Genomic DNA, 24,844 nt, shown 5'->3' with positions numbered 1-24,844 from the left:
GTGCGTCTATTGTCAGGGGTTTGACCAATATCAACGCGCCAGGATGCGCGTCGCGCCAGGATAAGGCGTGCAAGCCGCAGGATGCAGACCGATGAATCGAAAAGCCCCCAGAATCTTCGCCTCCGCCTTGGTGTTGCTGCTATTGGCGGCCGGCGGGCTGGGTTACTGGAAGTCCCTTCACGACCGCCTGCCCGAAGGCCTGAGCATGGGTAACGGGCGCCTCGAATCCACCGAAGTGCAGATCGCCAGCAAGATCCCCGGGCGCCTGGCCGAGGTGCTGGTCGATGAAGGCGACAAGGTCACCCGCGGCCAACTGCTAGCGCGTATCGACACCCGCACCATGGAGGCCCAGCGCAGCCAGGCCGAGGCCGAAGTGCTGCGCGCCCGCGAGAACTACGCCGCCGCCCAGGCCAGCGTGCAACTGCGCCAGAGCGAACTGCTGCTGGCCAGCCAGGAGCTCAAGCGGGTGCGCGAAATCTACCAGCGCAAGTTCGCCAGCCAGCAACTGCTCGACCAGCAGCAGGCTCGCTACGACACCGCCACCTCTGCCGTGGTCGCCGCCCGCGCCCAGCTGGCGGCGATCAAGGCGGCCATTGGCGCCGCCGAGGCCCAGGTCGCCCAGCTCACCAGCGAAATCGACGACAGCAGCCTGCGTGCCCCCATCGACGGCATCATCCAGCTGCGCCTGGCCGAGCCTGGCGAGGTGCTCGGTGCCGGTGGCCGGGTGCTGATGCTGATCGACCCCAGCGACCAGTACATGAATCTCTACCTGCCCGCCGCCACCACCGGCCGGCTGACCGTGGGCGACCAGGCGCGGATCGTGCTCGACGCCCTGCCCGAGCAGGCCCTGCCGGCGAAGATCGCCTTTGTCGCGGCCAAGGCGCAGTTCACCCCGAAACAGGTCGAGACCCGTGACGAACGGCAAAAGCTGGTGTTCCGGGTCAAGCTGCGCCTGACCGAACCGAGCGCCGTGCCCCAGGCCAAGCCGGGCATGCCCGGCGCCGGTTATGTGCGCACCGCCGACGTGGGCTGGCCGGCCAACCTGCAATGAACGCGGCGACAGCGCTGCAGGCCGACGGCGTCAGCCACCGCTATGGCGATCTGCAGGCCCTGCATCCCCTCGCGTTCAGCCTGCCGGCCGGCACCCGCTGCGGCCTGATCGGCCCGGACGGCGCCGGCAAGTCGACCCTGCTCGGGCTGATTGCCGGGGTCAAGCGCCTGCAGCAGGGTGAGTTGCAGGTGCTGGGTGGCTCGATCCGCCAACGCCGCCACCGCACCGCACTGTACCCCAAGGTCGCGTTCATGCCCCAGGGCCTGGGCAACAACCTGTACCCGGAGCTGTCCATCCGCGAGAACATCCGCTTCTTTGCCACCCTGTTCGGCCTCGGCCGCGCTGAGTGCGAGCAACGCATGGCCAGCCTGCTGCGCGCCACCGACCTCGAACGTTTCGGCGAGCGCCCGGCCGGCAAGCTGTCGGGCGGCATGAAGCAGAAGCTGGGGTTGTGCTGCGCGCTGATCCACGAGCCGGACCTGCTGATCCTCGACGAGCCGACCACCGGCGTCGACCCGCTGTCACGGCGGCGCTTCTGGGAACTGGTCGAGCAGGTGCGCGCCCAGCGCCCGCAACTGACCCTGCTGGTGGCCACCGCCTACATGGAGGAAGCAGAGCAGTTCGAGCACTGCCTGATGCTTGATGCCGGTCGCTTGCTGGCTGCAGGCCTGAGCCGTGAGCTGGCTGCGGCCACGCCCAGTGGCAAGCTCGACGATGCCTTCACCCACTTTCAGGGGGCCGGCCGCGAGCAACCCGAGCCGCTGCGGATTCCGCCACGCCAGGTCGATGATGGGCCGATCGCCATCGAGGCCCACGACCTGACCTTGCGCTTCGGCGACTTCACTGCCGTGAACAAGGTCAGCTTCGCCATCGGCCGCGGCGAGATTTTCGGTTTCCTCGGTTCCAACGGCTGCGGCAAGACCACCACCATGAAGGTGCTCACCGGGCTGATGCCGGCCAGCGAAGGCAGCGCCAGCCTGCTTGGCCGCCCGGTGGATGCCGGCGACCTGGCCACGCGCAAGCGGGTCGGCTTCATGTCCCAGAGTTATTCCCTGTACGGCGAGCTGAGCGCCCGGCAGAACCTCGAGCTGCATGCTCGCCTGTTCGACCTGGCCAAGGCCGACAGCGCGCCGCGCATCGCCGAACTCATCAAGCGCTTCGACCTTGGCGCCATCGCCGACCAGCCTTCCGGCGCCCTGCCCCTGGGCCTGCGCCAACGCCTGTCGCTGGCCGTGGCGGTGCTGCACCGCCCGGAAGTGCTGATCCTCGATGAACCGACCTCGGGCGTCGATCCGGCGGCCCGCGACGACTTCTGGCGCCTGCTGGTGGAGTTGTCCCGCGAGCAGGGCGTGACCATCTTCCTGTCCACCCACTTCATGAACGAAGCCCTGCGCTGCGACCGTATCTCGCTGATGCACGCCGGCCGGGTGCTGGCCTGCGATACACCGCAGGCCCTGCAAATCCAGTTCGGCGGCGACACCCTGGAAGACGCTTTCGTGCGTTGCCTCGAACAGGCCCAGGACGCGCCCACCCAGACCCAAGCCGACGCCACGCTGGAGCAGGCCGCTGCCCCAGCGCCCGCTCTGCGCCAGGCCTTCAGTCTGCGCCGCCTGCTGGCCGTCGCCAGCCGCGAAGGCAAAGAGCTGCTGCGCGACAAGGTGCGCCTGGCCTTTGCCCTGGCAGGGGCATTGTTCATGATGGTGATCTTCGGCTATGGCATCTCGCTGGATGTGGAAAACCTCGCCTTCGCCGTCTATGACCAGGACCAGAGCCCGCAGAGCCGCGCCTACCTGGAGGCCTTCCGTGGCTCGCGCTATTTCGCCGAGCGGCCGCCGATCCGCGATGCCCGCCAGCTGCACCAGCGCTTGCAGCGCTCGGAGATCAAGCTGGCCCTGGAGATCCCTCCGGGCTTTGGCCGCGACCTGCATGCCGGGCGCCAGCCGGTGGTTGCGGCCTGGCTTGACGGTGGCATGCCGTTTCGCGCCGAGACCAGCCGCAACTATGTCGAGGCCGTGCACCAGGCCAACCTTGAACAGCTCGCGGCCCTCGGCCCGAACCCAGTCTCGCGCCAGCAGCCGGTGCGCCTGGAAACGCGCTTTCGCTACAACCAGGACGTGGTCAGCGTGAACGCCATCGGCCCCGGCGTCATGGCGCTGATCCTGGCCTTCATCCCGGCCATGCTTACCGCGCTGGGCATCGTGCGGGAAAAGGAGCTGGGCTCGATCACCAACTTCTACGCAACGCCCCTGACCCGCCTGGAGTTCCTGCTCGGCAAGCAGGCGCCGTACCTCGCGGTGAGCCTGGTCAACCTGGCGCTGCTGGTGGCGATGAACCGCTGGCTGTTCGGCGTGCCGCTCAAGGGCAGCCCGCTGGCCCTGGCCTGCGGCGGCCTGGCCTACCTGCTGGCGACCACCAGCCTGGGCCTGCTGATCTCGGCGTTCACCCGCACGCAGATCGCGGCGATCCTCGGCACCCTGATCATCACCAGCCTGCCGACCATCCAGTTCTCGGGGCTGATCGTGCCGCGCTCGTCGCTGGAGGGCGCGGCGGCGCTGATGGGCCAGCTGTTCCCGGCCGGCTACTTCCTCGACATCGCCGTCGGCACCTTCACCAAGGCCCTGGGCCTGCGCGAGCTGTGGCCGCAGTGCCTGGCGTTGCTGGGCTTCTTCGCCGCCTTCACCGGGCTGAGCCTGATCATGCTGAAAAAGCAGGAGGCCTGAGATGAGCCGGCTCTCCCACACCTTGCGCCTGGGCCTGAAGGAACTCACCAGCCTGCGCCATGACAGCGTATTGCTGCTGTTCCTGCTGTACGCCTTCAGCGTGGCGATCTACATGCCCGCCGCAGGCTCGGTGATAGGCGTGCACAACGCCAGTGTCGCAGTGGTCGACGAAGACCACGGCGCCATCTCGCGCAAGCTTGCCGAGTCGCTGCAACCGCCCGAATTCCAGCCCGCCGTGGCACTGCCGGCGGATCGCCTGGACCAGGCCATGGACAGCGGCCAGTACACCTTCGTGATCAACGTGCCGGTGAACTTCCAGGCCGACCTGCTGGCCGGGCGCTCACCGGAGCTGCAGGTCAACGTCGATGCCACGGCCATGAGCCAGGCCTTCATGGGCGCGGGCTACATCGGGCGGATCTTCGAACGCGAGCTGCTCGAATACGCAGGCCGCAGCACCAGCAGCCCGGCACTGCTCAACCCCAAGGCGCTGTTCAACCCCAACCTCGAAGGCGGCTGGTTCCTGGCGGTGATCCAGATCGTCAACAACATCACCATCCTGGCCATCATCCTCACCGGCACCGCATTGCTGCGCGAACGCGAGCACGGCACCCTAGACCACCTGCTGGTGCTGCCGCTGACGGCACTGGAAATCATGCTGGCGAAGATCGCCAGCAACGCCCTGGTGGTGGTGGCCTGTACCTGGATATCGCTGGAAGTGGTGGTCAAGGGCGCCCTGGGCGTGCCGCTGGCGGGCTCGATGGGGCTGTTCCTGGGGGTGACTGCGCTGTACCTGTTCGCCAGCACGGCACTGGGCATCTTCCTCGCCACCCTGGCGCGCTCGACACCGCAATTCGGCCTGCTGGCGATCCCGGTGATCATCCCGATGCTGCTGCTGTCGGGGGGCAGCACGCCGCTGGACAGCATGCCGCAGTGGCTGCAGTGGGTCATGCAGGGCTCGCCTTCGACCCACTTCGTCAGCCTCGGCGCGGCGATCCTGTTCCGCGACGCCGGGCTGAGCGTGGTGTGGCCGGACGTCGCGGCGCTGGCCGCGATCGGCCTGGTGTTCTTCGGCGTGGCCCTGGCGCGCTTTCGCCGCAGCCTCGCCGCCTGATCACTGCACGATCAGGTTGTTGAACAGCAGGTCCTCGACGATCGGCTTGCCCTCTTCGGACTCCATCACCTGCTGCACCTGTTTCAGGGCTTCCTGGCGCAGCTTTTCCTTGGCCTCGACGTTGCTCATGTTGTCCACGCCCTGCTGGGTGAACAGCGCCACCAACTGGTTGCGGATCAGCGGTTCGTGATGCTTGACCGCCGTGGCGGCGGCATCCCCGGTCACACGCAGGGCGACGTCGGCCTTGTACACGCGCAGCTTGGGGCCGCCGTCGAGGGCGTAGTTGCCAACGAAGGGCGGGCTGAGGCTGATATAGGCGACCTTGGGCTCGCCTTCCTTTTCCTCGGCCATGGCCGCCGCCGGCAGCATCAGGGCCAGCACCATCAAGATCCACGCTTTCACGAATTCGCTCCTCAATACAGTTGCCGCCAGCTTACCCAGCGCGCCGGCCAAACCCAAGCCCGGGCTTATGCCAGCTCATCAGGGCCGACCATGCTCGTTGACCCTCGGGGTGGCCCTCCTACACTTATCGGCCACCACACGCAAAGGAATAGCCCTGATGAAAGCCTTGTTGTGCAAAGCCCTGGGCCCGGCGCGGGACCTGGTCCTGGAAGAGGTCGCCAGCCCCGTGCCGAAGAAGAACGAGATCCTCCTCGACGTGCACGCCGCAGGGGTCAACTTCCCCGACACCCTGATCATCGAGGGCAAGTACCAGTTCAAGCCACCGTTGCCGTTCTCGCCGGGGGCGGAAGCCGCCGGCGTGGTGGTCGCGGTCGGCGAGAAGGCCGGCGCGTTCAAGGTCGGCGACCGGGTCATGGCCCTGACCGGCTGGGGCGCTTTCGCCGAGCAAGTGGCGGTGCCGTTCTACAACGTGCTGCCGATCCCGGCGGGCATGGACTTCACCACTGCCGCCGCGTTCGGCATGACCTACGGCACCTCGATGCACGCACTCACCCAGCGCGGCCAGCTCAAGGCCGGTGAAACCCTGCTGGTGCTCGGTGCCTCGGGTGGCGTCGGCCTGGCGGCGGTGGAAATCGGCAAGGCCCTCGGGGCACGGGTGATTGCGGCGGCCAGCAGTGCCGAGAAGCTGGCGATCGCCAAGGCGGCCGGGGCCGACGAGCTGGTCGACTACAGCCAGGCCAGCCTCAAGGACGAGATCAAGCGCCTGACCGGCGGCCAGGGCGTGGATGTGATCTACGATCCGGTCGGTGGCGAGTTGTTCGACCAGGCTGTGCGGGGGCTGGCGTGGAACGGCCGGTTGCTGGTGGTGGGGTTCGCCAGCGGGACGATCCCGCAGTTGCCGGTGAACCTGGCGCTGCTCAAGGGCGCGGCGGTGGTCGGAGTGTTCTGGGGCGCCTTTGCCCAGCGCCAGCCGGAGGACAACGCCGCCAACTTCCGCCAGCTGTTCGCCTGGCATGCCGAGGGCAAGCTGAAACCGCTGGTGTCGCAGACCTACGCGCTGGTCGAGGGCGGCGCCGCGATCGAACGTCTGGCGCAACGCCAGGCAGCGGGCAAGCTGGTGGTAACGGTTCAGCGCTGACCTTTCTGCCCTGTCACTGGCTCACAGTGACAGGGCAGACCCCGCAGTTCTTCTATTCATATTCCTAAACGGTAGTTCATAAACTTTTTCTAAACGAATAGGGTATATCGACCGGACCACCGGACCAGCAAACGTCTGTCGCCATCAGCTGAGGCGACGCTTTCAACTTTGTGAGGTTAGGAATGGTCAGGATCACAATCACCCCAGTGCATAACGCCAGGGCATTGAGTGCAGCCAAGGAGCGGTACTGATGTCCAGCCAACCAACTACCCGATTCCACAGCGATCACGACAGCTCGCCGCTGCTGCTGCCGGCCAAGGTGCTGCGCAACGACGAAGAGGCCCTGCAGGCCGCCCGCGAACTGGCCGAGGTGGCCCGCCAGCAGGCCGCCAAACGTGACCAGCAGCGCAAGCTGCCATGGGCCGAGATTGAGCAGTTCACCCGCAGCGGCCTGGGCAGCATCAGCGTGCCCAAGGCCTTCGGCGGTCCCGAGGTGTCGTTCGAAACCATCGCCGAAGTGTTCCGCCTGATCAGTGCCGCCGACCCGGCGCTGGGGCAGATTCCGCAGAACCAGTTCGGCATCCTGCAACTGGTGCGCCTTACCGCCACCCAGGCGCAGCAGGAAGCGATCTTCCGCGCCGTGCTCGACGGCTGGCGCATCGGCAATGCCGGCCCCGAGCGCGGGACCAAGGACACCCTGACGCTCAAGGCGCGCATTACCCGCGAAGGCGACGGCTATCGCATCAGTGGCGAAAAGTTCTATTCCACCGGTGCCCTGTACGCCCACTGGGTAGCGGTAAAAGCCCTGGACGATGACGGCCGGCAACGCCTGGCCTTCGTTCGTCGCGGCAGCCCGGGGCTGCGCATCGTCGACGACTGGTCCGGCTTCGGCCAGCGCACCACCGCCAGCGGCACCGTGCTGCTCGACCAGGTGCCGGTGGACGCCGACCTGGTGGTGGACAACTGGCGCCTGCGTGAAGAGCCCAGCATCCAGGGCGCCGCCTCGCAGCTGATCCAGGCGGCCATCGACGCCGGCATCGCCGAAGCGGCCATCGAGGACACGATCCAGTTCGTGCGGGAGAAGTCCCGGCCCTGGATCGAGGCCAAGGTCGAACGCAACAGTGACGATCCCTATGTGATCGCCGACATCGGCCGCCTGAAGCTCGAACTGCACGCCGCCGAGGCCCTGATGCGCAAGGCCGCCAGGGTCCTCGACGAAGTGAACGCCGGTGTGATCGATGCCGCCGCCGCGGCCCGTGCCTCGATTGCCGTGGCCGAAGCCAAGGTGCTCACCACCGAGATCTCGCTGCAGGCCAGCGAGAAGCTGTTCGAGCTGGCCGGCAGCCGCGCCAGCCTGGCCGAGTTCAATCTCGACCGGCACTGGCGCAACGCCCGCGTGCACACCCTGCACGACCCGGTGCGCTGGAAGTACCACGCCGTCGGCGCCTACCACCTCAACGGCACCCTGCCTGCCCGCCATTCCTGGATCTGATTCACGGCCCAGGGGCTGTGGTGCAGCCCTTTCGCCGGCAGGCCGGCTCCCACAAGGATTTCTGTGAAGTCTCACTGTGGGAGCCGGCTTGCCGGCGAAAGGGCCGCACAGCGGCCCCAAGTGCCCGGAGAGCACAATGACTGCATCCATCATCACCACCGACGCCCAGGCCCTGGCCGTCGCCGACGAACTCGCCCACTACCTGCGCGAAGACAGCGCCCTGCGCGACCGCGAGCGCCGCCTGCCGCATGCCGAACTCGAACGTTTCGTGCAGTCCGGCCTGTGGGGCATCAGCGTGCCCAAGGCCTTTGGCGGCGCCGGCGTGTCCAGCGCCACCCTGGCCAAGGTCATCGCCCGCATCGCCCAGGCCGACGCCTCGCTCGGGCAGATCCCGCAGAACCATTTCTACGCCCTGGAAGTGCTGCGGGTGAACGGCAGCCCCGAACAACAGCAACGCCTCTACGCCGAAGTCCTCGCCGGCCGCCGCTTCGGCAACGCCCTGGCCGAGCTCGGCACGAAGAACGCCCACGAGCGCACCACCCGCCTGAGCCGCGACGGCAACCATTACCGCATCGATGGCCGCAAGTTCTACTGCACCGGCGCGATCTACGCCCAGCGCATCCCGACCCTGGTGATCGACGAGCAGGGCGTATCGCACCTGGCCTTCGTGCCCGCCGACAGCCAGGGCATCGAGGTGATCGACGACTGGAGCGGCTTCGGCCAGCGCACCACCGGCAGCGGCTCGGTGGTGTTCAACCATGTGCCGGTCCGCGCCGAAGACGTGGTGCCGTTCCAGAGCGCCTTCGAGCGCCCGACCACGGTCGGCCCGCTGGCGCAGATCCTCCATGCCGCGATCGACACCGGTATCGCCCGCGCCGCCTACGAGGACGCCCTGCACTTCGTGCGTACCCGCAGCCGACCCTGGATCGACTCCGGCCTCGACAAGGCCAGCGACGATCCGCTCACCTTGAAGAGCTTCGGTCACCTGGCAATCCGCCTGCATGCCACCGAGGCCCTGCTCGAACGCGCGGGTGAAATCCTCGACACCGCCCAGGCCGACAGCAACGCCGAGACCCTGGCCGCCGCCTCGATTGCCGTCGCCGAGGCCCGGGCAATCAGCACCGAGATCTCCCTGGCCGCCGGCACCACCCTGTTCGAGCTGGCCGGCAGCCAGGCCACCCTGGCCGAGCACAACCTCGACCGCCACTGGCGCAACGCCCGGGTGCACACGCTGCACGACCCGGTGCGCTGGAAGTACCACGCCATCGGCAACTACTACCTCAACGACGAGAAGCCGCCGCGCCGAGGGACCATCTGATGGCCAAGCAGATCCTGCTCAATGCCTTCAACATGAACTGCATCGGGCACATCAACCACGGTTTGTGGACCCACCCGCGGGACACTTCGACCCAGTACAAGACCCTCGACTACTGGACCGACCTCGCCCGCCTGCTGGAGCGGGGGCTGTTCGACGGGCTGTTCATCGCCGATATCGTCGGCACCTACGACGTCTATGGCCAGTCGCTGGACGTAACGCTCAAGGAGTCGATCCAGCTGCCGGTCAACGACCCGCTGCTGCTGGTCTCGGCCATGGCCGCCGTTACCAGGCATCTGGGCTTCGGCCTCACCGCCAACCTGACCTATGAAGCGCCTTACCTGTTCGCCCGGCGCCTCTCCACCCTCGACCACCTGAGCAACGGCCGGGTCGGCTGGAACATCGTCACCGGCTACCTCGACAGTGCCGCCCGGGCCATGGGGCTGGAACAGCAACCCGAGCACGACCGCCGCTACGACCAGGCCGACGAATACCTGCAGGTGCTGTACAAGCTGCTCGAAGGCAGCTGGGCCGACGATGCCGTGGTCGCCGACCGCGCGCAGCGTGTGTATGCGCGGCCGGACAGGGTGCGCAAGGTCGAGCACCATGGCGAGTTCTACAAGGTCGAGGGCTATCACCTGTGCGAGCCTTCGCCGCAGCGCACACCGGTACTGTTCCAGGCCGGCAGTTCGGCACGCGGTTTGGCCTTTGCCGGCAACCATGCCGAGTGCGTGTTCATCAGCGGCCAGGAAAAGGCCGCCACCCGCGCCCAGGTCGACAAGGTGCGCGCAGCGGCGCAAGCCGCTGGTCGCGACCCGCAGGCGGTCAAGGTATTCATGGGCATCACCGTGATCGTTGCCGCAACTGAAGACCAAGCCCGCGGCCTGCACGCCGAGTACCTGCATTACGCCAGCGCCGAGGCAGGCGTTGCGCATTTCGCCAGCTCCACCGGTATCGATTTCTCACGCTACGAACTGGACGAACCCATCGGTTTCGCCAAGGGCAATGCCATCCAGTCCGCCACCCGCCAATTGCAGGACAGCGCCTGGACCCGCCGCCGCCTGCTGGAGCAGCACGCCTTGGGCGGCCGCTACGTGACCCTGGTCGGCGACCCCGGGCAGGTGGCCGAGCAACTGATCGGCTGGCTCGACGACACCGGCCTGGACGGCTTCAACCTGACCCGCACCGTCACCCCGGAAAGCTTCGAGGCCTTCATCGACCTGGTAATACCTGAACTGCAACGCCGTGGCCGCTACAAGACTGACTACGCCGAAGGCACCCTGCGCGAGAAGCTGTTCGCCAGCGACCATCCGCACTTGCCCGCCGACCATCCCGGATCCTCCTACCGCAACACCCCCACCCCTGCCCCGACTGGAGCCCTGCACCATGCTTGAAAAACTGTTCCGGCCCGTCGCGGCCATCGCCCTAGGCCTCGGCCTGTCCGCCGCTGCCTTCGCCGCGGAGCCACTGAAGATCGGCACCACCGCCGCCTTCGCCATCCCGTTGGAAGCCGCGGTGGCAGAAGCCCAAAAACAAGGCCTGGAAGTGAAGCTGATCGAATTCAGCGACTGGATCGCGCCGAATGTCAGCCTCAACAGCGGCGACATCGACGTGAACTACTTCCAGCACATCCCCTTCCTGGAAAACGCCAAGGCCGCCGCCGGCTTCAACCTGGTCCCCTATGCACCGGGGATCATCAACAACGTCGGGCTGTACTCGAAAAAGTACAAAAGCTTTGCCGAGCTGCCCGAAGGCGCCAGCGTGGCCATCGCCAACGACCCGATCAACAGCGGCCGCGGCCTGCAACTGCTGGCCAAGGCCGGCCTGATCACCCTCAAGCAGGGCGTGGGCTACAAGGCCACCGAGGACGACATCATCGCCAACCCGAAGAAGATCAAAATTCTCCAGGTAGAAGCGGTGCAGCTGGTGCGCGCCTATGACGACGCCGACCTGGTGCAGGGCTACCCGGCCTATATCCGCCTGGCCAACACCTTTGACGCTACGTCGGCGCTGCTGTTCGACGGCCTGGAGAACAAGGAGTACGTGATCCAGTTCGTTATCCGCCCACAGGAGAAAAACGACCCGCGCCTGGCCAAGTTCGTCGATATCTACCAACACTCGCCGGTCGTGCGCGCCGCCCTCGACAAGGCCCATGGCAAGCTCTACCAGGCCGGCTGGGAAGGCTGACATGGCCCAGGCCAGCGCCCTGAGGGCGCCCATCCCGCCCGCCGAACCGTTCAAGGCCGAGGAAACGGCCCTGCGCCCGGAAGTGAACCAGGCGCACATCCGCTTCATCGGCCTGGGCAAGACCTATCCGGGCCAGGTCCAGCCGGCGTTGCAGGGCATCGACTTGAACATCCGCCGCGGCGAAATATTCGGCATCATCGGCCGCAGCGGTGCCGGCAAGTCTTCGCTGCTGCGCACCATCAACCGCCTGGAACAGCCCAGCCAGGGCCGGGTGCTGATCGACCAGGTGGATATCGCGCCGTTCGACGAGAACCGCCTGGTCGCCTTGCGCCGGCGCATCGGCATGATCTTCCAGCACTTCAACCTGATGTCGGCCAAGACCGTGTGGCAGAACGTCGAGCTGCCGTTGAAGGTGGCCGGCGTGGCCAAGGCCGAGCGCCAGAGCAAGGTCCGCGAGCTGCTGGAACTCGTCGGCCTGGCGGAAAAGCACCATGTCTACCCCGCGCAACTGTCGGGCGGGCAGAAGCAGCGCGTCGGCATCGCCCGGGCGCTGGTACATGACCCCGAGATCCTGCTGTGCGACGAAGCCACCTCCGCGCTGGACCCGGAAACCACTGCCTCGATCCTCGAGCTGCTGCGCGACATCAACCAACGCCTGGGCCTGACCGTGGTGCTGATCACCCACGAGATGGCGGTGATCCGCGATATCTGCCAGCGCGTGGTGGTGCTCGAGCAGGGCGAGATCGTCGAACAGGGCGAGGTCTGGCAAGTGTTCGGCACACCGCGCCACGACGTCACCCGTACCCTGCTCGCACCGCTGCAGACCAAGCTGTCGGCCGCCTTGCAAGCCAGTCTGCGTGCCCAGCCGATCAGCCGCGACGCGGCTGTGGTGCTCAAGCTCGACCTGGTGGGCGAGCCGGAACTGAGCGCCCTGTTCAGCGATCTGGGCGGACGCGTGCGGCTGCTCCAGGGCGGCGTCGAGACCATCGGCGAGCATGCCTTGGGGCAACTGATCCTGGCCGTGCGCGGCTCGCCGCTGGACACCCACCAGTTGCTCGAACGCGCCCGTCGCTGGGCCGCGGATGTGGAGGTACTCGGCCATGTGGATTGATCGCCTGCTGCAAGGCTTGCTCGACACCCTGCTGATGGTCGGCGTGTCCTCGCTGGTCGCGCTGGTCGTCGGGGTACCGATGGCAGTGCTGCTGGTCACCAGCGACAAGGGCGGGATCTTCGAGGCCGCCGCGCTGAACCGGGTGCTGGGCGCCATCGTCAACTTGTTCCGCTCGATCCCGTTCCTGATCCTGATGGTCGCGCTGATCCCCTTCACCCGCCTGGTGGTCGGCACCACCTATGGCGTGTGGGCCGCCGTGGTGCCGCTGACCATCGCCGCCACGCCGTTCTTCGCGCGCATCGCCGAGGTCAGCCTGCGCGAGGTGGACCACGGCCTGATCGAAGCGGCACAGGCCATGGGCTGCCGGCGCTGGCACATCGTCTGGCACGTGCTGCTGCCCGAGGCGTTGCCGGGGATCGTTGGCGGTTTCACCATCACCCTGGTGACGCTGATCAACTCCTCGGCCATGGCCGGGGCGATCGGTGCCGGAGGCCTGGGGGATATCGCCTATCGCTACGGCTACCAGCGCTTCGACAGCCAGATCATGCTGACCGTGATCGTGATGCTGGTGGCGCTGGTGGCGGTGATCCAGCTGGGTGGGGACCGTTTGGCCAAAGGGTTGAACAAGCGTTGAGCCTACCGCGGGGCAAGCCCGCTCCCAAGACCAGTGGAAGCGAGCTTGCCCTGCGATACGATCTCAGCCCCAGTGCAGCTCCGCCGCCGGCACCGGCCGCCCGAACCAATACCCCTGCCCCAGCTGGCACTGCTGCTCCAGCAGGAACCGCGCCTGCTCGGCCTGCTCGACGCCCTCGGCGTGCACCTGCATGCCCATGCTCCGCGCCAGGGCGATGATCACCCGCACGATGGCGATGTCGTCTTCGTCATGGGGCAAACCCGCGACGAAACCCTGGTCGATCTTCAGCTTCTGCACGGGCATGCGCTTGAGTCGCAGCAATGACGAGTAACCCGTGCCGAAATCGTCGATGGCCAAGGTCACGCCCAGCTCGCGCAGGCGATGCAGCTGTTCCAGGGCGACCTCGGGGTCTTCCATCACCGCGCTCTCTGTCACTTCGAGCTCGAGCAGCGACGGATCCAGCCCGGTATCGTGCAGTGCATCGGCCACCTGGCGGTACAGGTCACGCTGGCTGAACAGGCGACTGGAGATGTTCACCGCCACGAACGCCAGCTGCCGCCCTTCGGCCTGCCACTGCATCATCTGCGTACACGCCTGGCGCAACACCCAGGCGTCGATTTCGGCAATCAGCCCGGTACGCTCGGCGATGGGGATGAACTCCCCTGGAGGAACCAGGCCACGCACAGGGTGCTGCCAGCGCACCAGCGCCTCAACGCCGATCATCCGCGCGGTGAACAGGTCGTGCACCGGCTGGAAGAACACCCGCAGCTCCTGCTGTTCGAGCGCCCGGCGCAATTCACCGGCGGTCTCGACCCGCTGCTGGGCATGGGCGGTAAGCTCCTCGGTGTAAAGCGCATAGCAGGCGCGGCCATTGCTCTTGGCCTTGAACAGCGCCGAATCGGCGTTGCGCAGCAGCTGCTCGGCGCTCAGTGCATCGTTGGGGAACAGGCTGATGCCGATGCTGGCACTGATGAACAGGCGGTTGCCCTCGAAGCAGAACGGTTCTTTCAAGCGTTCGATGATCGATTGCGCCAACTTGCCGGCCTGGCCGACCTGCTGGCAGCTCTCGGCCAGCACGCCGAACTCGTCGCCCCCCAGGCGCGCCAGGGTCACGCCGTTGCCCAGCACCTCGCGCAGGCGTTCGCCAACCAGCTTGAGCAGTTGGTCGCCAATGGTGTGGCCGAGGCCATCGTTGATGCTCTGGAAGTGGTCGAGGTCGAGCAGCAGCAAGGCGCAGCCACGCTTGTTGGCCTGCGCCGCGGCCATCGCCTGCATGGCGCGATCATTGAACAGCAGGCGGTTGGGCAGGCCGGTGAGCGGGTCGTGATGGACAAGGTAGGCCAGCTCTTGCTCGGTGTGCTTGATCACGCTGATGTCGCTGAACACCGCGACGTAATGGCTAAGTTCACCACTGTCGTCACGAATGGCACAGATCGTCTGCCATTGCGGGTAGATCTCCCCGCTTTTACGGCGGTTCCAGATTTCTCCGCTCCATTCGCCCTGCTCCGCCAGCGCGGCATAGATCTGCTGGTAGAACGGCGCGCCATGCCGCCCGGACTTGAACTTGCTCGGACGCTGACCGATGACTTCTTCCTGCTGGTAGCCAGTAATACGCATGAACGCCCGGTTGACGTGCACGATCAGGCCGTTGCGATCGGTCACCAGCACCCCTTCCAGGGTGCTGTCGAACACCGCCGCGGCCATGCGCAGGCGTTCGCGGTCCTCGCTGCGCAGGCGGGCGCCGATGCCGATGAAATCGAGCAGGCGCGCGCGGGAAACGAAGATCAGCGCGGCACTGAGCAAGACCCAGAGCACGACATTGATCTGTCGCCCCACGGCCAGGGCCAGCGGGTCCTCGGTCATGCCGTGCAGGACCAGCTCGGACAGCGCCAGCCAGAGAATCGAAAGCAACACGTAAAGCCCGGCCATGCGCAAGGCGTCGCGAACGGAAACAGACATGTCGGGTGGATGAGCCCATGAAAAAAGAAGGGGCATTATAGGGGCTGAAACACCCTGTGACTTCCTATCCAAAAGCGCGACTGGTTTTATTTCCCCGCCAAAGGATAATGCCAGCGTTGTTCCGCCTGTTTTCCGAGGGTATTTCCCGTTATGTGGTATTACGGTCTGCTCGACTTGTCGGCCTGGCAACTGGTCGCCGTCACCCTGCTGATGACCCATGTGACCATCGTCAGCGTCACCATTTACCTGCACCGCTACTCGGCCCACCGCGCCCTGGAGCTGAACGCGGGCCTCAAGCATTTCTTCCGCTTCTGGCTGTGGCTCACCACGGCGCAGAACACCCGCGAGTGGACTGCCATCCACCGCAAGCACCACGCCAAGTGCGAAACCCCCGACGACCCGCACAGCCCGGTGCACAAGGGCCTGGGCACCGTGCTGCGCAAGGGCGCCGAGCTGTACCGGGAAGAAGCGCGCAACGAGGAGACGCTGCGCATCTACGGCAAGAACTGCCCGGACGACTGGATCGAGCGCAACCTCTACACCCGCTACAAGCTCGGCGGCATCGCGCTGATGGCCGTCATCGACCTGCTGCTGTTCGGCACCATCGGCATCACCATCTGGGCGATCCAGATGATGTGGATCCCGTTCTGGGCCGCCGGCGTGGTCAATGGCCTGGGCCATGCCGTGGGCTATCGCAACTTTGAATGCCGCGACGCCGCCACCAATCTGGTGCCGTGGGGCATCATCATTGGCGGCGAGGAGCTGCACAATAACCACCACACCTATCCCAACTCGGCGAAGCTCTCGGTCCGCCGCTGGGAATTCGACATGGGCTGGATGTGGATCCGCCTGCTGAGCATGCTGCGCCTGGCCAAGGTGCAACGCGTGGCGCCCATTGCCCACCGAGTGGAGGGCAAGGCATCGCTGGACATGGACACCGCCATGGCCATCCTCAACAACCGCTTCCAGATCATGGCCCAGTACCGCAAGCTGGTGATCGGCCCGCTGGTCAAACAAGAGCTGGACAAGGTCGATACTTCGGTACGCCACCGCTTCCGCCGTGCCAAGCGCCTGCTCTCGCGGGAAACCAGCCTGCTGCAGGATCGCCACCACGTGCGCATCGAGTCGCTGCTGGCCCACAGCCAGGCACTCAAGACCATCTACGAAAAGCGCCTGGCGCTGCAGCAGATCTGGGCGCGCACCAGCGCCAACGGCCACGACATGCTCGCCGCCATGAAGGACTGGGTACACGAGGCCGAGGCCAGTGGCATCCAGTCGCTGCGTGACTTTGCCGCCCAGCTCAAGACCTACTCGCTGCGCCCCAACGGCGTCTGAGCCACCGTTGATCGGCATGCCCCGCAGCGGGGCGTGCCGACCGGAACTTACCCCCCTGCAATCGACTCAAATCCGGCATATCGCCCGCGTGGCGGGCCGGACCGTGGCCGCACGCCCATCGTCGAGAACCGTTCCGTGCTCATGGCCAAAGATCTCCCACCCACTTCTACCGGCACCCCGCGCCCCGAAGCTGCTCAAACCCTGCTCGCCCTGTTGCACGCTCAAGGCGAAGTGGCCCGCCTGAGCGAACGCGAACAGCTGTACAGCTCGCTGCTCGACAGCGTCAACGCCGTGCTCTGGGCCTTTGACTGGGAAACCCGCCAGGTGCTCTACGTCAGCCCCGCCTACGAACGCATCTTCGGTCGCCCGGCCAGCCTGGTGCTGGCCGACTACAACGAATGGCGCGACGCCATCTACCCGGACGACCTGGAGTACGCCGAGCGCAGCCTGGCCCAGGTGCTGGTCAAGGGCACCGTCGAGGACCGCGAATACCGCATCCTCAACGCCGCCGGCGAGGTGCGCTGGCTCAGCGACAAGTGCTATATCAACCAGCAGCGCGAGGGCGACCAGCGGGTGATCATTGTCGGCATTGCCGAGGACATCACCGAGAAAAAGCAGCTCGAAGGTGAGTTGCAGCGTCTGGCCACCACCGACGTGCTCACCCAGAGCAGCAACCGCAGGCATTTCTTCGAGTGCGCCCAGCAGGCCTTCGACAGCGCCCGCGAGGACGGCACGCCGATGGCCTTCCTGCTGCTGGACATCGACGATTTCAAGCACATCAACGACAGCTATGGTCACCAGGAAGGTGACCAGGTACTGCAGCGCATCGCCGACAGCGGCAAGGCCGTGCTACGTCGGGGCGATCAGTTCGGACGCATAGGGGGAGAGGAATTCGCCGCCGTATTCCCCGGCTGCACCGCCCAGGTGGCCGAACAGATTGCCGAGCGGCTGCAGCGGGAAATCCAGCGGTTGAGTTTCAGCCATGGCGAGCAAACCTACGGGGTCACCGTAAGCCAAGGGCTGACCGGGCTGCGAGATGAGGATGAAACGCTCGACAGCCTGTTCGCCCGGGCGGATGCGGCCATGTACCGTGCCAAGCGCCAGGGCAAGAACCAGATCGTGAAAGGCTGAAGTGGGTCACTTCGCAGCTGCGGTACTCCACTCATAATCGATCGGCCCGCTACGTGGCCCAGCCAATTTCCCCGCAGGCTCTTTTTCCAGACCCTCCTTGAAGCCGACTTCGAGAAAATGCCATTGCTGATCGGTGATTTCCCCCGCCAGAGCGATGGCTTGCTCTGTGTAGCGTTTGATCAACGCAGCCTTTCTGGAATCTTTCGAATAGCTCATAGGCACCTCCGATATGTGGAAAGTACGTTGCTGACTCATAGCCGCAACGGGCATCACGAGACTCCCGGTCGGATCGCGAGCGAAGCCAAGCGACAAATACAAGGGTTCAGCCCCCGGGTCGGGCTGTTGAACTTCTATTCGCGAGAACTTGAGCATCCTTGCGTACTCCGCAACTGCCAGCAGCGACAGTGACGCCACTAGCCCCCTCAATGGGTTCCCCGGGCCTGGATTGCCCTCCAGCAGGATGATCTTGATGCAGCGCCTGCTTTGCCGGGGGCTGGCATAGCAAAGACCGCAGAGCTCTCGCGCTGACCACAACGACAGGTCGAAACCTTTGAGATCGCAGTCCGTCCATCGCGGCACCTCCTCCCAAGGAAAGTGGTGAGTCTGCTCGCCCCAGCGCTGAAAAGCCTCGACGGCCCTATGACCTAAGGGCTCGAAACACACCTTGTCGACGTCAAGCCCAGAACTGAGCAGACGTTGGCTCCTGCAGAATGCTTCCTGGGCGAGCTTCCGCGCTTGCGATCGATAGACCTGATAGCGCAGACCACGGTGTCTGTACGTGCTCATCTTCAGCCGCAACCTTCCTGCCATTCCGTTGATGGAGTGGAGGGAAAGCTACGCCTGAAGGATTTCTCTGGATACGAACAGCCGTCCGCAATATCTGTAGGAAGGGTCCCAAGCCTGAATACAACCCCGGCGATACGCCAATCAGGCCTGGCGCTCCTCGCCCTCGGCCGGGCCTGCATCGGCAGCCGGCGCCATGATCGGGGCAACCTTTGGTTCGCCCGCAGAAGCTTCCGCCACCAGACGCTCAGCCTCCTCCCGCGCCAGCGCCTCCTGATCCACCTTGCGCAGCCGCGACAACTCCGGCAATCCCAGCTTGAGCAACCGCGCCGTCTTGCTGCTGGCGATCTTCTCCAGCCCCTCGCTAGGCCTGAGTCGCGACAGTTGCCCGGCCAGGTTCATCGCCAGGATCTCCCGGGAGTAGACACCGCCACCCAGCTGATACACCGCAGCGATCAGCTCGCGCAGGTCGAGCGGCAAGCGCCATCGGGTGCGCAGGGCCGATCCGAATGGTGCGCCGAACTCGTTGAGCGACAACTCCACCTGGTCCTCGTCCAGCTCGCCACCGGCCAGTCGCCACTCCTGCAAGGTGCGCAGTACCGCCAGGTCGCCCAGGCAATGCAACAAACCCGCGCAGTAACAGCGTCCTTCGTCCACTTCGAGCATACGCGCCAGGGTGCGTGCGTAGTCGGCGGCATGCAGCGAAAGGTTCCAGTAGTGCGCGGCATGCCGCGCCAACAGAGGGTCACTCAACCTCGCGCTGCGCTTGAGCGTGAGCCCGAGGATCAGGTTCATGCTCTGGGTGCTGCCAAGCTTGTTCAGCGCCTGCAGCAAGGTCTGCACCGGCGCTTCGCGGTGCAGGGCGGCGCTGTTGGCGGCAGCGATCAGCACGCCGGTGATCTGCGGGTCGTTGCGTACCTCTTCCTCGAGCACCTTGAGGTTGAGGCCATGGGGGTTGAGGGCACGCTTGATCGCCACCTGCACATCGGCGAACAGCGGGCCGCCATCGGCGCTGGCGCGGCGTTGCTCGAGGTAGGCCGGCAGTTGCACGCCGGGCTGCAGCGGCGGCACCGGGCAGGCAATCTGCTCGCCCACCTCCAGCAGCAGGTTTTCCAGGCGCTTGCGCAGGTTGTCCAGGTCGAGCGGCTTGCTGAGGTACGCAGTGGGCTGCAGTGGCACGGCCTCGCGCACGCTGGCGCTGTCAGTGCGATCGCTCATGAGGATAAATGGCAATCCAGGCCTGTCGCCCTTGGCGCGCACCTTGCGCAGCAGGTCGAGGCCATCGAGGCCGGCGAGTTCGCGGGCGGCAATGATCAGGTCTGGCTTGCTGGCCAGCGCGCTCAGCGCCTGCGAGCCATCGGCGCAAACCTGCAAGCGCGCATCGCAGCGCACGCTGAGCAGCATTTCGCTAAGCATGTCGCGTACCCAGGGGTCACCCTCGGCAATCAGCACGCAAGGGGGTAGGGGGTCGGCAGCGCTCATGAGCGAGTCTCCAGAAAATGACGCGCGATCCATCGCAGCTTCCACGGATTCCTCGTACAACCTTAGCGCCTGATGCCTACGAACGGCACAAAAAAACCCGCCGAGGCGGGTTTTTTTCTGAAACGTGTCACATATTTCAGGCCAGTTCGGCGAAGCACTCTTCGATGATGGCCAGGCCCTTGTCCAGCAGGGCGTCTTCGGCGGTCAGCGGAACCAGGATACGCAGGACGTTGCCGTAGGTGCCGCAGGACAGCAGGATCAGGCCTTTGTCACGCGCCTTGGCGACCACCTGGGCAACGGCGGCGGCGTTCGGGGTGTGGGTGCCCTTCTCGAAGACTTCCACGGCAATCATCGAGCCCAAGCCACGGACATCGCCAATGATCGAGTGCTTCTTCTGGATTTCACGCAGGCCGGCGGTCAGGCGCTCGCCAACGGCCTTGCTGCGATCCAGCAGTTTCTCTTCCTCGAACACTTCGATCACCGCCAGGGCTGCGGCGCAAGCGATCGGCGAACCGGCGTAGGTGCCGCCCAGGCCGCCCGGAGCGATGGCGTCCATGTACTCGGCCTTGCCGCACACACCGGCCAGCGGGAAGCCGCCGGCGATGGACTTGGCGAAGGTGGTCAGGTCAGGCGCGACGCCCATCTGCTCCATGGCGAAGAAGGTGCCGGTACGGCCAGCGCCGGTCTGCACTTCGTCAGCGATCAGCAGGATGCCGTGCTGGTCGCACAGGGCGCGCAGGCGTTGCATCAGTTCTTTCGGCGCAGGCAGGAAGCCGCCTTCGCCTTGTACCGGCTCGAGGATGATCGCGGCGATGTCACGTGGCTCGGCGTCGTTCTTGAAGATGCGCTCGACCGAGGCGATGGCGTCGTCAACGCTGACACCGTGCAGCTCGCTCGGGAACAGGGCACGGAAGATGCCGCCTGGCATCAGGCCCATGCCGGCGGAGTACGGCACGACCTTGCCGGTCAGGCCCAGGGTCATCATGGTGCGGCCGTGGTAACCGCCGGTGAAGGCGATCACGCCGGCACGGCCAGTGGCGGCACGGGCGATCTTCACGGCGTTTTCAACGGCTTCGGAGCCGGTGGTAACCAGCAGGGTCTTCTTGTCGAAGTTGCCTGGTACCAGCTTGTTGATCTTCTCGCACAGCTCGACATAGGGCTCGTAGGCCAGCACCTGGAAGCAGGTGTGGCTGACCTTGGTCAGCTGCTCTTGCACGGCCGCGACCACTTTCGGGTGCAGGTGGCCGGTGTTCAGTACGGCGATGCCGCCGGCGAAGTCGATCAGTTCGCGGCCTTCAACGTCGATCACTGTCGAGTTCTTCGCGGTATCGACGAAGATCGGGTGGATCTGGCCAACGCCACGTGGGACGGCGGCGACACGACGTTGCATCAGGGATTCGTTGGTCTTGCTCATAGTGCCCTCAATTGCGCCGGTTCTGCGGCGCTTTTATTCGGGGGTGGCTGGACGCAGGCGTGCACAGTATTCGTTGATCGACTGTCACGCATGCCCTGGCCACCGGGTACCGCTATGTCAAAAAGGCCAGCGAGACGTCGCTCTCGCGCCCCGCTGGCAGAGGTAAAACCGCTTACCTGGTGATCAGACGCTGATGCACAGGTACTTGATCTCGAGGTAGTCCTCGATACCGTATTTGGAACCTTCGCGGCCCAGGCCCGAGGCCTTGATGCCACCGAACGGCGCGACTTCGTTGGAGATCAGGCCGGTGTTGATGCCGACCATGCCGTATTCCAGTGCCTCGGCGACGCGGAACACGCGGCTCATGTCACGGGCGTAGAAGTACGAGGCCAGGCCGAACTCGGTGTCGTTGGACATGGCGATGACTTCGGCCTCGTCCTTGAAGCGGAACAGCGGCGCCAGCGGGCCAAAGGTCTCTTCCTTGGCGACGGCGGCAGTTTTCGGCACGTCGACCAGGATGGTCGGCTCGAAGAAGTTGCCTTCGATGAGCTTGCCACCGGACAGCACCTTGGCGCCCTTGGCGACGGCGTCCTCGATGTGCTCCTGGACCTTGGCGACAGCCTTGCCGTCGATCAGCGGGCCAGTGGTGGTGCCTTCTTCCAGGCCGTTGCCGATCTTCAGCTTGGCCACGGCGGCTTTGAGCTTCTCGGCGAAGGCGTCGTAGACACCGTCCTGCACGTAGATACGGTTGGCGCAGACGCAGGTCTGGCCGTTGTTGCGGTACTTGGAGATGATCGCGCCCTCGACCGCCTTGTCCAGGTCGGCGTCGTCGAACACGATGAACGGCGCGTTGCCGCCCAGCTCCAGGGAAACTTTCTTGATGTCCTTGGCGCACTCTTCCATCAGCTGGCGACCGATTTCGGTCGAGCCGGTGAAGGACAGCTTGCGCACCAGGGAGTTGCCGGTCAGCTCGGAGCCGACTTCGCCGGCGCTGCCGGTGATGACGCTCAGCACGCCAGCCGGGATGCCGGCACGGGTGGCCAGCTCGACCAGGGCCAGGGCGGAGTACGGGGTCTGCGAAGCGGGCTTGAGCACCATGGTGCAACCGGCGGCCAGGGCCGGGCCGGCTTTACGGGTGATCATCGCGGCCGGGAAGTTCCACGGGGTGATGGCGGCGGTGACACCGATCGGCTGCTTGATGACGATCAGGCGCTTGTCCGGCTGGTGGCCAGGGATGACGTCACCGTAGACGCGCTTGGCTTCTTCGGCGAACCACTCGATGAACGAGGCGGCGTAGGCGATCTCGCCCTTGGCTTCGGCCAGCGGCTTGCCCTGCTCGGTGGTCATCAGGCGAGCCAGGTCGTCCTGGTGCTCGATCATCAGCTCGAACCAGCGGCGCAGCTTGCCAGCACGCTCCTTGGCGGTCAGTGCGCGCCAGGCCGGCAGCGCCTTGTCGGCGGCCTCGATGGCGCGGCGGGTCTCGGCGGCGCCCATCTTCGGCACGCTGCCGATGACTTCACCGGTGGCCGGGTTGGTCACCTTGATGGTCTGACCGCTGTCCGCATCCAGCCATTCACCGTTGATGAAGGCCTGCTGGCGGAACAACTGAGCGTCTTTGAGCTGCATGTCGGCTTCCCTTTACTGCGAATTTTGATTGTTGAAAAGGCGCCCTCGATGCGGGGGCGGCCGTCAGGAATTCGTGCACCAGGGTGTTCGACGCCTGGGTGCCGAGCGTTTGAAATCTCAAACGGAATGCTAAGCGGGCGCTGGGGGGTTGGACAATAGGCTGTTCGAAAAAAAGAACGAGTGGTCGGAATTCAGATCAGTGGAAATGCATCGCGGGGCAAGTCGTATCGGTGCGCCGATGCGACTTGCCCCGCGATAGGGCCTTGGGAGGTTAGTCCATCAGAACGCCTTGTCGAGGTCGATCACCAGCGCCCGGTAGCCCACGCTGCCCGGCTGGCGACTGTGCACTTTCAGCTCCACCGCCACCTCCTGGGTGCCGCGACGCACTTCATTGAGCACGCTGGTCGTCAGCTTCTGGGGCGTGAGGAAGTTCACCGAAGCCGAATAGATGAACTGGGTATCGGTATCGGCCCGATACGCCACCACCGAGGTGATCGGGCTGTACCACTCGTCACCACGCTCCTTGCCATACTGCCAGAGCTGCTCGACCGTGCCCTTGGCCTCGTCGATCTTGTACTCCACCGCCCGGCTGTAGTTGCCCGCCAGCTTGGTCGGGCCGAAGTCCCGGCCCCAGCCGTTGTCGAACACGGTCAGCGTGCCGCGCCCGGTCAGCCAGGCGGTGTGCTGGGTCCAGGACCACTCGAAGCCCTCGCCCACGGGCTTGAGCACCTTGTCCTGCAGGCGCGCCGGCCAGCCCTGGGGCGCGGCAAGAACCCACTTCACCTGCTTGTCGCGACCGATCTTTACCACGCCCTGGTGCCGTGCTGAAACGATGATGCTGTCGTCATCGGCGTCGTAGTCGATGGCGTTGACGTGGGCCCAGTTGCGTCCGGTACCGACGCCGGGAGTGTCGCCGAACGGCAGGTCGCCCTCGGCCAGCTCGTTGGCCAGCCGCTCGTCCTGTTTCTGCACGCCGTCCGGCAGCTGGATGGCCGCCTTGCCCAGGGTTTCCAGCAACTCGCCGCGGTACGGGTCGAGGATCTGGTTCAGGTCCCAGAAGTCGAGCACGTCGCCGGCCTCGTTGACCTCGATGATATGGTCGCGGATCGAGCGCACGCGCTTGCCATCCGGGCGGCGGTAGTCGCTGGTGCCGACCCGCAACAGGTAGGTGCCGTTGGGCGTCTCGCGGATCTCGTGGGAGAAGTCGGCGAACTTGTCCGGCAGGTTGCGCTGCCAGATACGCCGGCCAAGCAGGTCGTACTTGGAGTAGGTCTGGCCCTGGCCCCAGATCAGCTTGCCGTCGCGGGTCTGGTGGAAGCCCATGGTTCCGCCCAGGCCGTCGCGATGGTTGGAATCGTGGATCTGCTCGATATCTATGTACCAGCGCACATCGCCGTTGCTGTCGGCGATCCAGTTGTTGCCCACCGAGTCCCACTCGGCGGCGCCGCCCAGGCCGTTCCACTTGAAGGCACGCCCGCCGGGGATTTCGGCCAGCAGGTGGTTGAACAGGTACAGCCGCTGCTCGAAACCGGGCGCGACCTTGACCGGTTCGACCTCGGGCAGCGCCGCCGTCTGCTTCGCCACCACCGGCAGGCGCACTGCCGGGGCGTAGATCTCGTAACGCTCGCGGATGCGTTCGCCATCGAGCTTGTAGCTCACCTCGATCTGGTTGACGTGGTCGGGGTACAGGCCGAACACCGGAATGCCGCCGTAGGTCCACAGCGAGCGGTCGGACACGTCGTAGACAATATCGATACCGCGCTCGCCGCGTCCCAGCACCCGCACATGGGCGGCGCTCAGGGTGCGCCCGCCATCACGGATGATCGCGGTCAGCGGCGCCAGACGGTATGGGTTGACCACCACGTCGCCGAGCAGGGCTTCGTCACGGTCGGGCACCTTGGCGGTGAGGCAGGCGCCCTCAGGCAGGTCGTGGGGTTGGGTCTTGGCGTTCAT

19 protein-coding genes are annotated in these 24,844 nt (G+C 65.6%); 12 read left to right on the top strand and 7 right to left on the bottom strand.

Annotated features, from left to right (window positions below):
• Window positions 1-91 precede the first annotated feature (91 nt).
• The 3 genes from AAHK21_RS14645 to AAHK21_RS14635 are packed head-to-tail and all read left to right on the top strand — an operon-like array spanning window position 92 to window position 4,882.
• Window positions 92-1,051 (top strand): HlyD family secretion protein, encoded by a 960-nt coding sequence (locus AAHK21_RS14645; RefSeq protein ID WP_367857615.1) that lies wholly within the window; start codon window positions 92-94, stop codon window positions 1,049-1,051.
• Window positions 1,048-3,771: a ribosome-associated ATPase/putative transporter RbbA gene (gene rbbA, locus AAHK21_RS14640; protein WP_367857614.1), complete on the top strand. Its 2,724-nt coding sequence runs from the start codon at window positions 1,048-1,050 to the stop codon at window positions 3,769-3,771. Before AAHK21_RS14645 ends, rbbA begins: the two co-directional genes overlap by 4 nt.
• A gap of 1 nt (window position 3,772) precedes the next feature.
• Window positions 3,773-4,882, top strand: coding sequence for an ABC transporter permease (locus AAHK21_RS14635; protein WP_038707028.1), 1,110 nt, complete (start codon window positions 3,773-3,775; stop codon window positions 4,880-4,882).
• Here AAHK21_RS14635 and AAHK21_RS14630 read toward each other — a convergent pair whose 3' ends face one another.
• Complete coding sequence (locus AAHK21_RS14630; protein ID WP_046853718.1) at window positions 4,883-5,284, bottom strand: flagellar basal body-associated protein FliL; 402 nt, start codon at window positions 5,282-5,284, stop codon at window positions 4,883-4,885.
• Window positions 5,285-5,441: 157 nt separating this feature from the next.
• Between AAHK21_RS14630 and AAHK21_RS14625 the strand changes: the two genes are divergently transcribed.
• The 7 genes from AAHK21_RS14625 (at window position 5,442) to AAHK21_RS14595 (ending at window position 13,161) form a co-directional block, all read left to right on the top strand.
• A complete protein-coding gene (locus AAHK21_RS14625; protein WP_367857613.1) occupies window positions 5,442-6,422 on the top strand; it encodes an NADPH:quinone oxidoreductase family protein in 981 nt (326 codons plus the stop codon).
• Window positions 6,423-6,672: 250 nt separating this feature from the next.
• Window positions 6,673-7,914, top strand: coding sequence for an SfnB family sulfur acquisition oxidoreductase (locus AAHK21_RS14620; RefSeq protein WP_367857612.1), 1,242 nt, complete (start codon window positions 6,673-6,675; stop codon window positions 7,912-7,914).
• A 136-nt stretch (window positions 7,915-8,050) separates the two neighbouring features.
• Window positions 8,051-9,232, top strand: a complete 1,182-nt coding sequence (locus AAHK21_RS14615) for an SfnB family sulfur acquisition oxidoreductase (RefSeq protein ID WP_367857611.1) — start codon at window positions 8,051-8,053, stop codon at window positions 9,230-9,232.
• A complete protein-coding gene (locus AAHK21_RS14610) occupies window positions 9,232-10,623 on the top strand; it encodes an LLM class flavin-dependent oxidoreductase (RefSeq protein WP_367857610.1) in 1,392 nt (463 codons plus the stop codon). The genes AAHK21_RS14615 and AAHK21_RS14610 overlap by 1 nt, the downstream gene beginning before the upstream one ends.
• The gene (locus AAHK21_RS14605) at window positions 10,616-11,416 is read left to right on the top strand and encodes a MetQ/NlpA family ABC transporter substrate-binding protein (protein ID WP_046853713.1); all 801 of its coding nucleotides are present in this window, start codon (window positions 10,616-10,618) and stop codon (window positions 11,414-11,416) included. The genes AAHK21_RS14610 and AAHK21_RS14605 overlap by 8 nt, the downstream gene beginning before the upstream one ends.
• A gap of 1 nt (window position 11,417) precedes the next feature.
• On the top strand, window positions 11,418-12,527 hold the full coding sequence (locus AAHK21_RS14600) for a methionine ABC transporter ATP-binding protein (RefSeq protein WP_367857609.1): 1,110 nt from the start codon (window positions 11,418-11,420) through the stop codon (window positions 12,525-12,527).
• The gene (locus AAHK21_RS14595) at window positions 12,517-13,161 is read left to right on the top strand and encodes a methionine ABC transporter permease (RefSeq protein WP_023632119.1); all 645 of its coding nucleotides are present in this window, start codon (window positions 12,517-12,519) and stop codon (window positions 13,159-13,161) included. The genes AAHK21_RS14600 and AAHK21_RS14595 overlap by 11 nt, the downstream gene beginning before the upstream one ends.
• Before the next feature lie 63 nt (window positions 13,162-13,224).
• Here the strand turns inward: AAHK21_RS14595 and dibA are convergent, their stop codons facing one another.
• On the bottom strand, window positions 13,225-15,120 hold the full coding sequence (gene dibA, locus AAHK21_RS14590) for a phosphodiesterase DibA (protein WP_367857608.1): 1,896 nt from the start codon (window positions 15,118-15,120) through the stop codon (window positions 13,225-13,227).
• Between the two features lie 150 nt (window positions 15,121-15,270).
• Here dibA and desA point away from each other — a divergent pair, with 150 nt between their 5' ends.
• Together desA and AAHK21_RS14580 are read left to right on the top strand one after the other, a co-directional pair.
• Complete coding sequence (gene desA / locus AAHK21_RS14585) at window positions 15,271-16,455, top strand: delta-9 fatty acid desaturase DesA (protein WP_367857607.1); 1,185 nt, start codon at window positions 15,271-15,273, stop codon at window positions 16,453-16,455.
• A gap of 141 nt (window positions 16,456-16,596) precedes the next feature.
• On the top strand, window positions 16,597-17,586 hold the full coding sequence (locus AAHK21_RS14580) for a GGDEF domain-containing protein (RefSeq protein ID WP_367857606.1): 990 nt from the start codon (window positions 16,597-16,599) through the stop codon (window positions 17,584-17,586).
• A gap of 6 nt (window positions 17,587-17,592) precedes the next feature.
• Here the strand turns inward: AAHK21_RS14580 and AAHK21_RS14575 are convergent, their stop codons facing one another.
• The 5 genes from AAHK21_RS14575 to AAHK21_RS14555 form a co-directional block, all read right to left on the bottom strand.
• Entirely contained in the window at window positions 17,593-18,372 is a 780-nt protein-coding gene (locus tag AAHK21_RS14575) for a hypothetical protein (protein ID WP_367857605.1), read from the bottom strand.
• 141 nt (window positions 18,373-18,513) lie between these two features.
• Window positions 18,514-19,851: an HDOD domain-containing protein gene (locus AAHK21_RS14570; RefSeq protein ID WP_367857604.1), complete on the bottom strand. Its 1,338-nt coding sequence runs from the start codon at window positions 19,849-19,851 to the stop codon at window positions 18,514-18,516.
• Window positions 19,852-19,987: 136 nt separating this feature from the next.
• Window positions 19,988-21,265: a 4-aminobutyrate--2-oxoglutarate transaminase gene (gene gabT / locus AAHK21_RS14565; protein ID WP_094010935.1), complete on the bottom strand. Its 1,278-nt coding sequence runs from the start codon at window positions 21,263-21,265 to the stop codon at window positions 19,988-19,990.
• Between the two features lie 183 nt (window positions 21,266-21,448).
• Entirely contained in the window at window positions 21,449-22,891 is a 1,443-nt protein-coding gene (gabD, locus tag AAHK21_RS14560) for an NADP-dependent succinate-semialdehyde dehydrogenase (protein ID WP_046853707.1), read from the bottom strand.
• A gap of 279 nt (window positions 22,892-23,170) precedes the next feature.
• Window positions 23,171-24,844 carry an aryl-sulfate sulfotransferase gene (locus AAHK21_RS14555; RefSeq protein ID WP_367857603.1) on the bottom strand — a complete coding sequence of 558 codons (1,674 nt, stop codon included), beginning with the start codon at window positions 24,842-24,844 and terminating at the stop codon, window positions 23,171-23,173.

Source organism: Pseudomonas sp. TE50-2 (assembly GCF_040813665.1).
In the GTDB taxonomy this organism is placed as follows: domain Bacteria; phylum Pseudomonadota; class Gammaproteobacteria; order Pseudomonadales; family Pseudomonadaceae; genus Aquipseudomonas; species Aquipseudomonas soli.
This window is presented reverse-complemented; position numbering and strand designations above follow the sequence as displayed.

Bases quoted from the DNA above. Each gene is read 5' to 3' on its own strand.
- AAHK21_RS14580 (WP_367857606.1), top strand. From the start codon at position 16,597: ATGGCCAAAGATCTCCCACCCACTTCTACCGGCACCCCGCGCCCCGAA.
- AAHK21_RS14625 (WP_367857613.1), top strand. From the start codon at position 5,442: ATGAAAGCCTTGTTGTGCAAAGCCCTGGGCCCGGCGCGGGACCTGGTC.
- desA (WP_367857607.1), top strand. From the start codon at position 15,271: ATGTGGTATTACGGTCTGCTCGACTTGTCGGCCTGGCAACTGGTCGCC.
- AAHK21_RS14605 (WP_046853713.1), top strand. From the start codon at position 10,616: ATGCTTGAAAAACTGTTCCGGCCCGTCGCGGCCATCGCCCTAGGCCTC.
- gabD (WP_046853707.1), bottom strand. From the start codon at position 22,891: ATGCAGCTCAAAGACGCTCAGTTGTTCCGCCAGCAGGCCTTCATCAAC.
- AAHK21_RS14555 (WP_367857603.1), bottom strand. From the start codon at position 24,844: ATGAACGCCAAGACCCAACCCCACGACCTGCCTGAGGGCGCCTGCCTC.
- AAHK21_RS14620 (WP_367857612.1), top strand. From the start codon at position 6,673: ATGTCCAGCCAACCAACTACCCGATTCCACAGCGATCACGACAGCTCG.
- rbbA (WP_367857614.1), top strand. From the start codon at position 1,048: ATGAACGCGGCGACAGCGCTGCAGGCCGACGGCGTCAGCCACCGCTAT.
- AAHK21_RS14635 (WP_038707028.1), top strand. From the start codon at position 3,773: ATGAGCCGGCTCTCCCACACCTTGCGCCTGGGCCTGAAGGAACTCACC.
- AAHK21_RS14575 (WP_367857605.1), bottom strand. From the start codon at position 18,372: ATGAGCACGTACAGACACCGTGGTCTGCGCTATCAGGTCTATCGATCG.
- AAHK21_RS14600 (WP_367857609.1), top strand. From the start codon at position 11,418: ATGGCCCAGGCCAGCGCCCTGAGGGCGCCCATCCCGCCCGCCGAACCG.
- gabT (WP_094010935.1), bottom strand. From the start codon at position 21,265: ATGAGCAAGACCAACGAATCCCTGATGCAACGTCGTGTCGCCGCCGTC.
- AAHK21_RS14610 (WP_367857610.1), top strand. From the start codon at position 9,232: ATGGCCAAGCAGATCCTGCTCAATGCCTTCAACATGAACTGCATCGGG.
- AAHK21_RS14645 (WP_367857615.1), top strand. From the start codon at position 92: ATGAATCGAAAAGCCCCCAGAATCTTCGCCTCCGCCTTGGTGTTGCTG.
- AAHK21_RS14595 (WP_023632119.1), top strand. From the start codon at position 12,517: ATGTGGATTGATCGCCTGCTGCAAGGCTTGCTCGACACCCTGCTGATG.
- dibA (WP_367857608.1), bottom strand. From the start codon at position 15,120: ATGTCTGTTTCCGTTCGCGACGCCTTGCGCATGGCCGGGCTTTACGTG.
- AAHK21_RS14570 (WP_367857604.1), bottom strand. From the start codon at position 19,851: ATGAGCGCTGCCGACCCCCTACCCCCTTGCGTGCTGATTGCCGAGGGT.
- AAHK21_RS14615 (WP_367857611.1), top strand. From the start codon at position 8,051: ATGACTGCATCCATCATCACCACCGACGCCCAGGCCCTGGCCGTCGCC.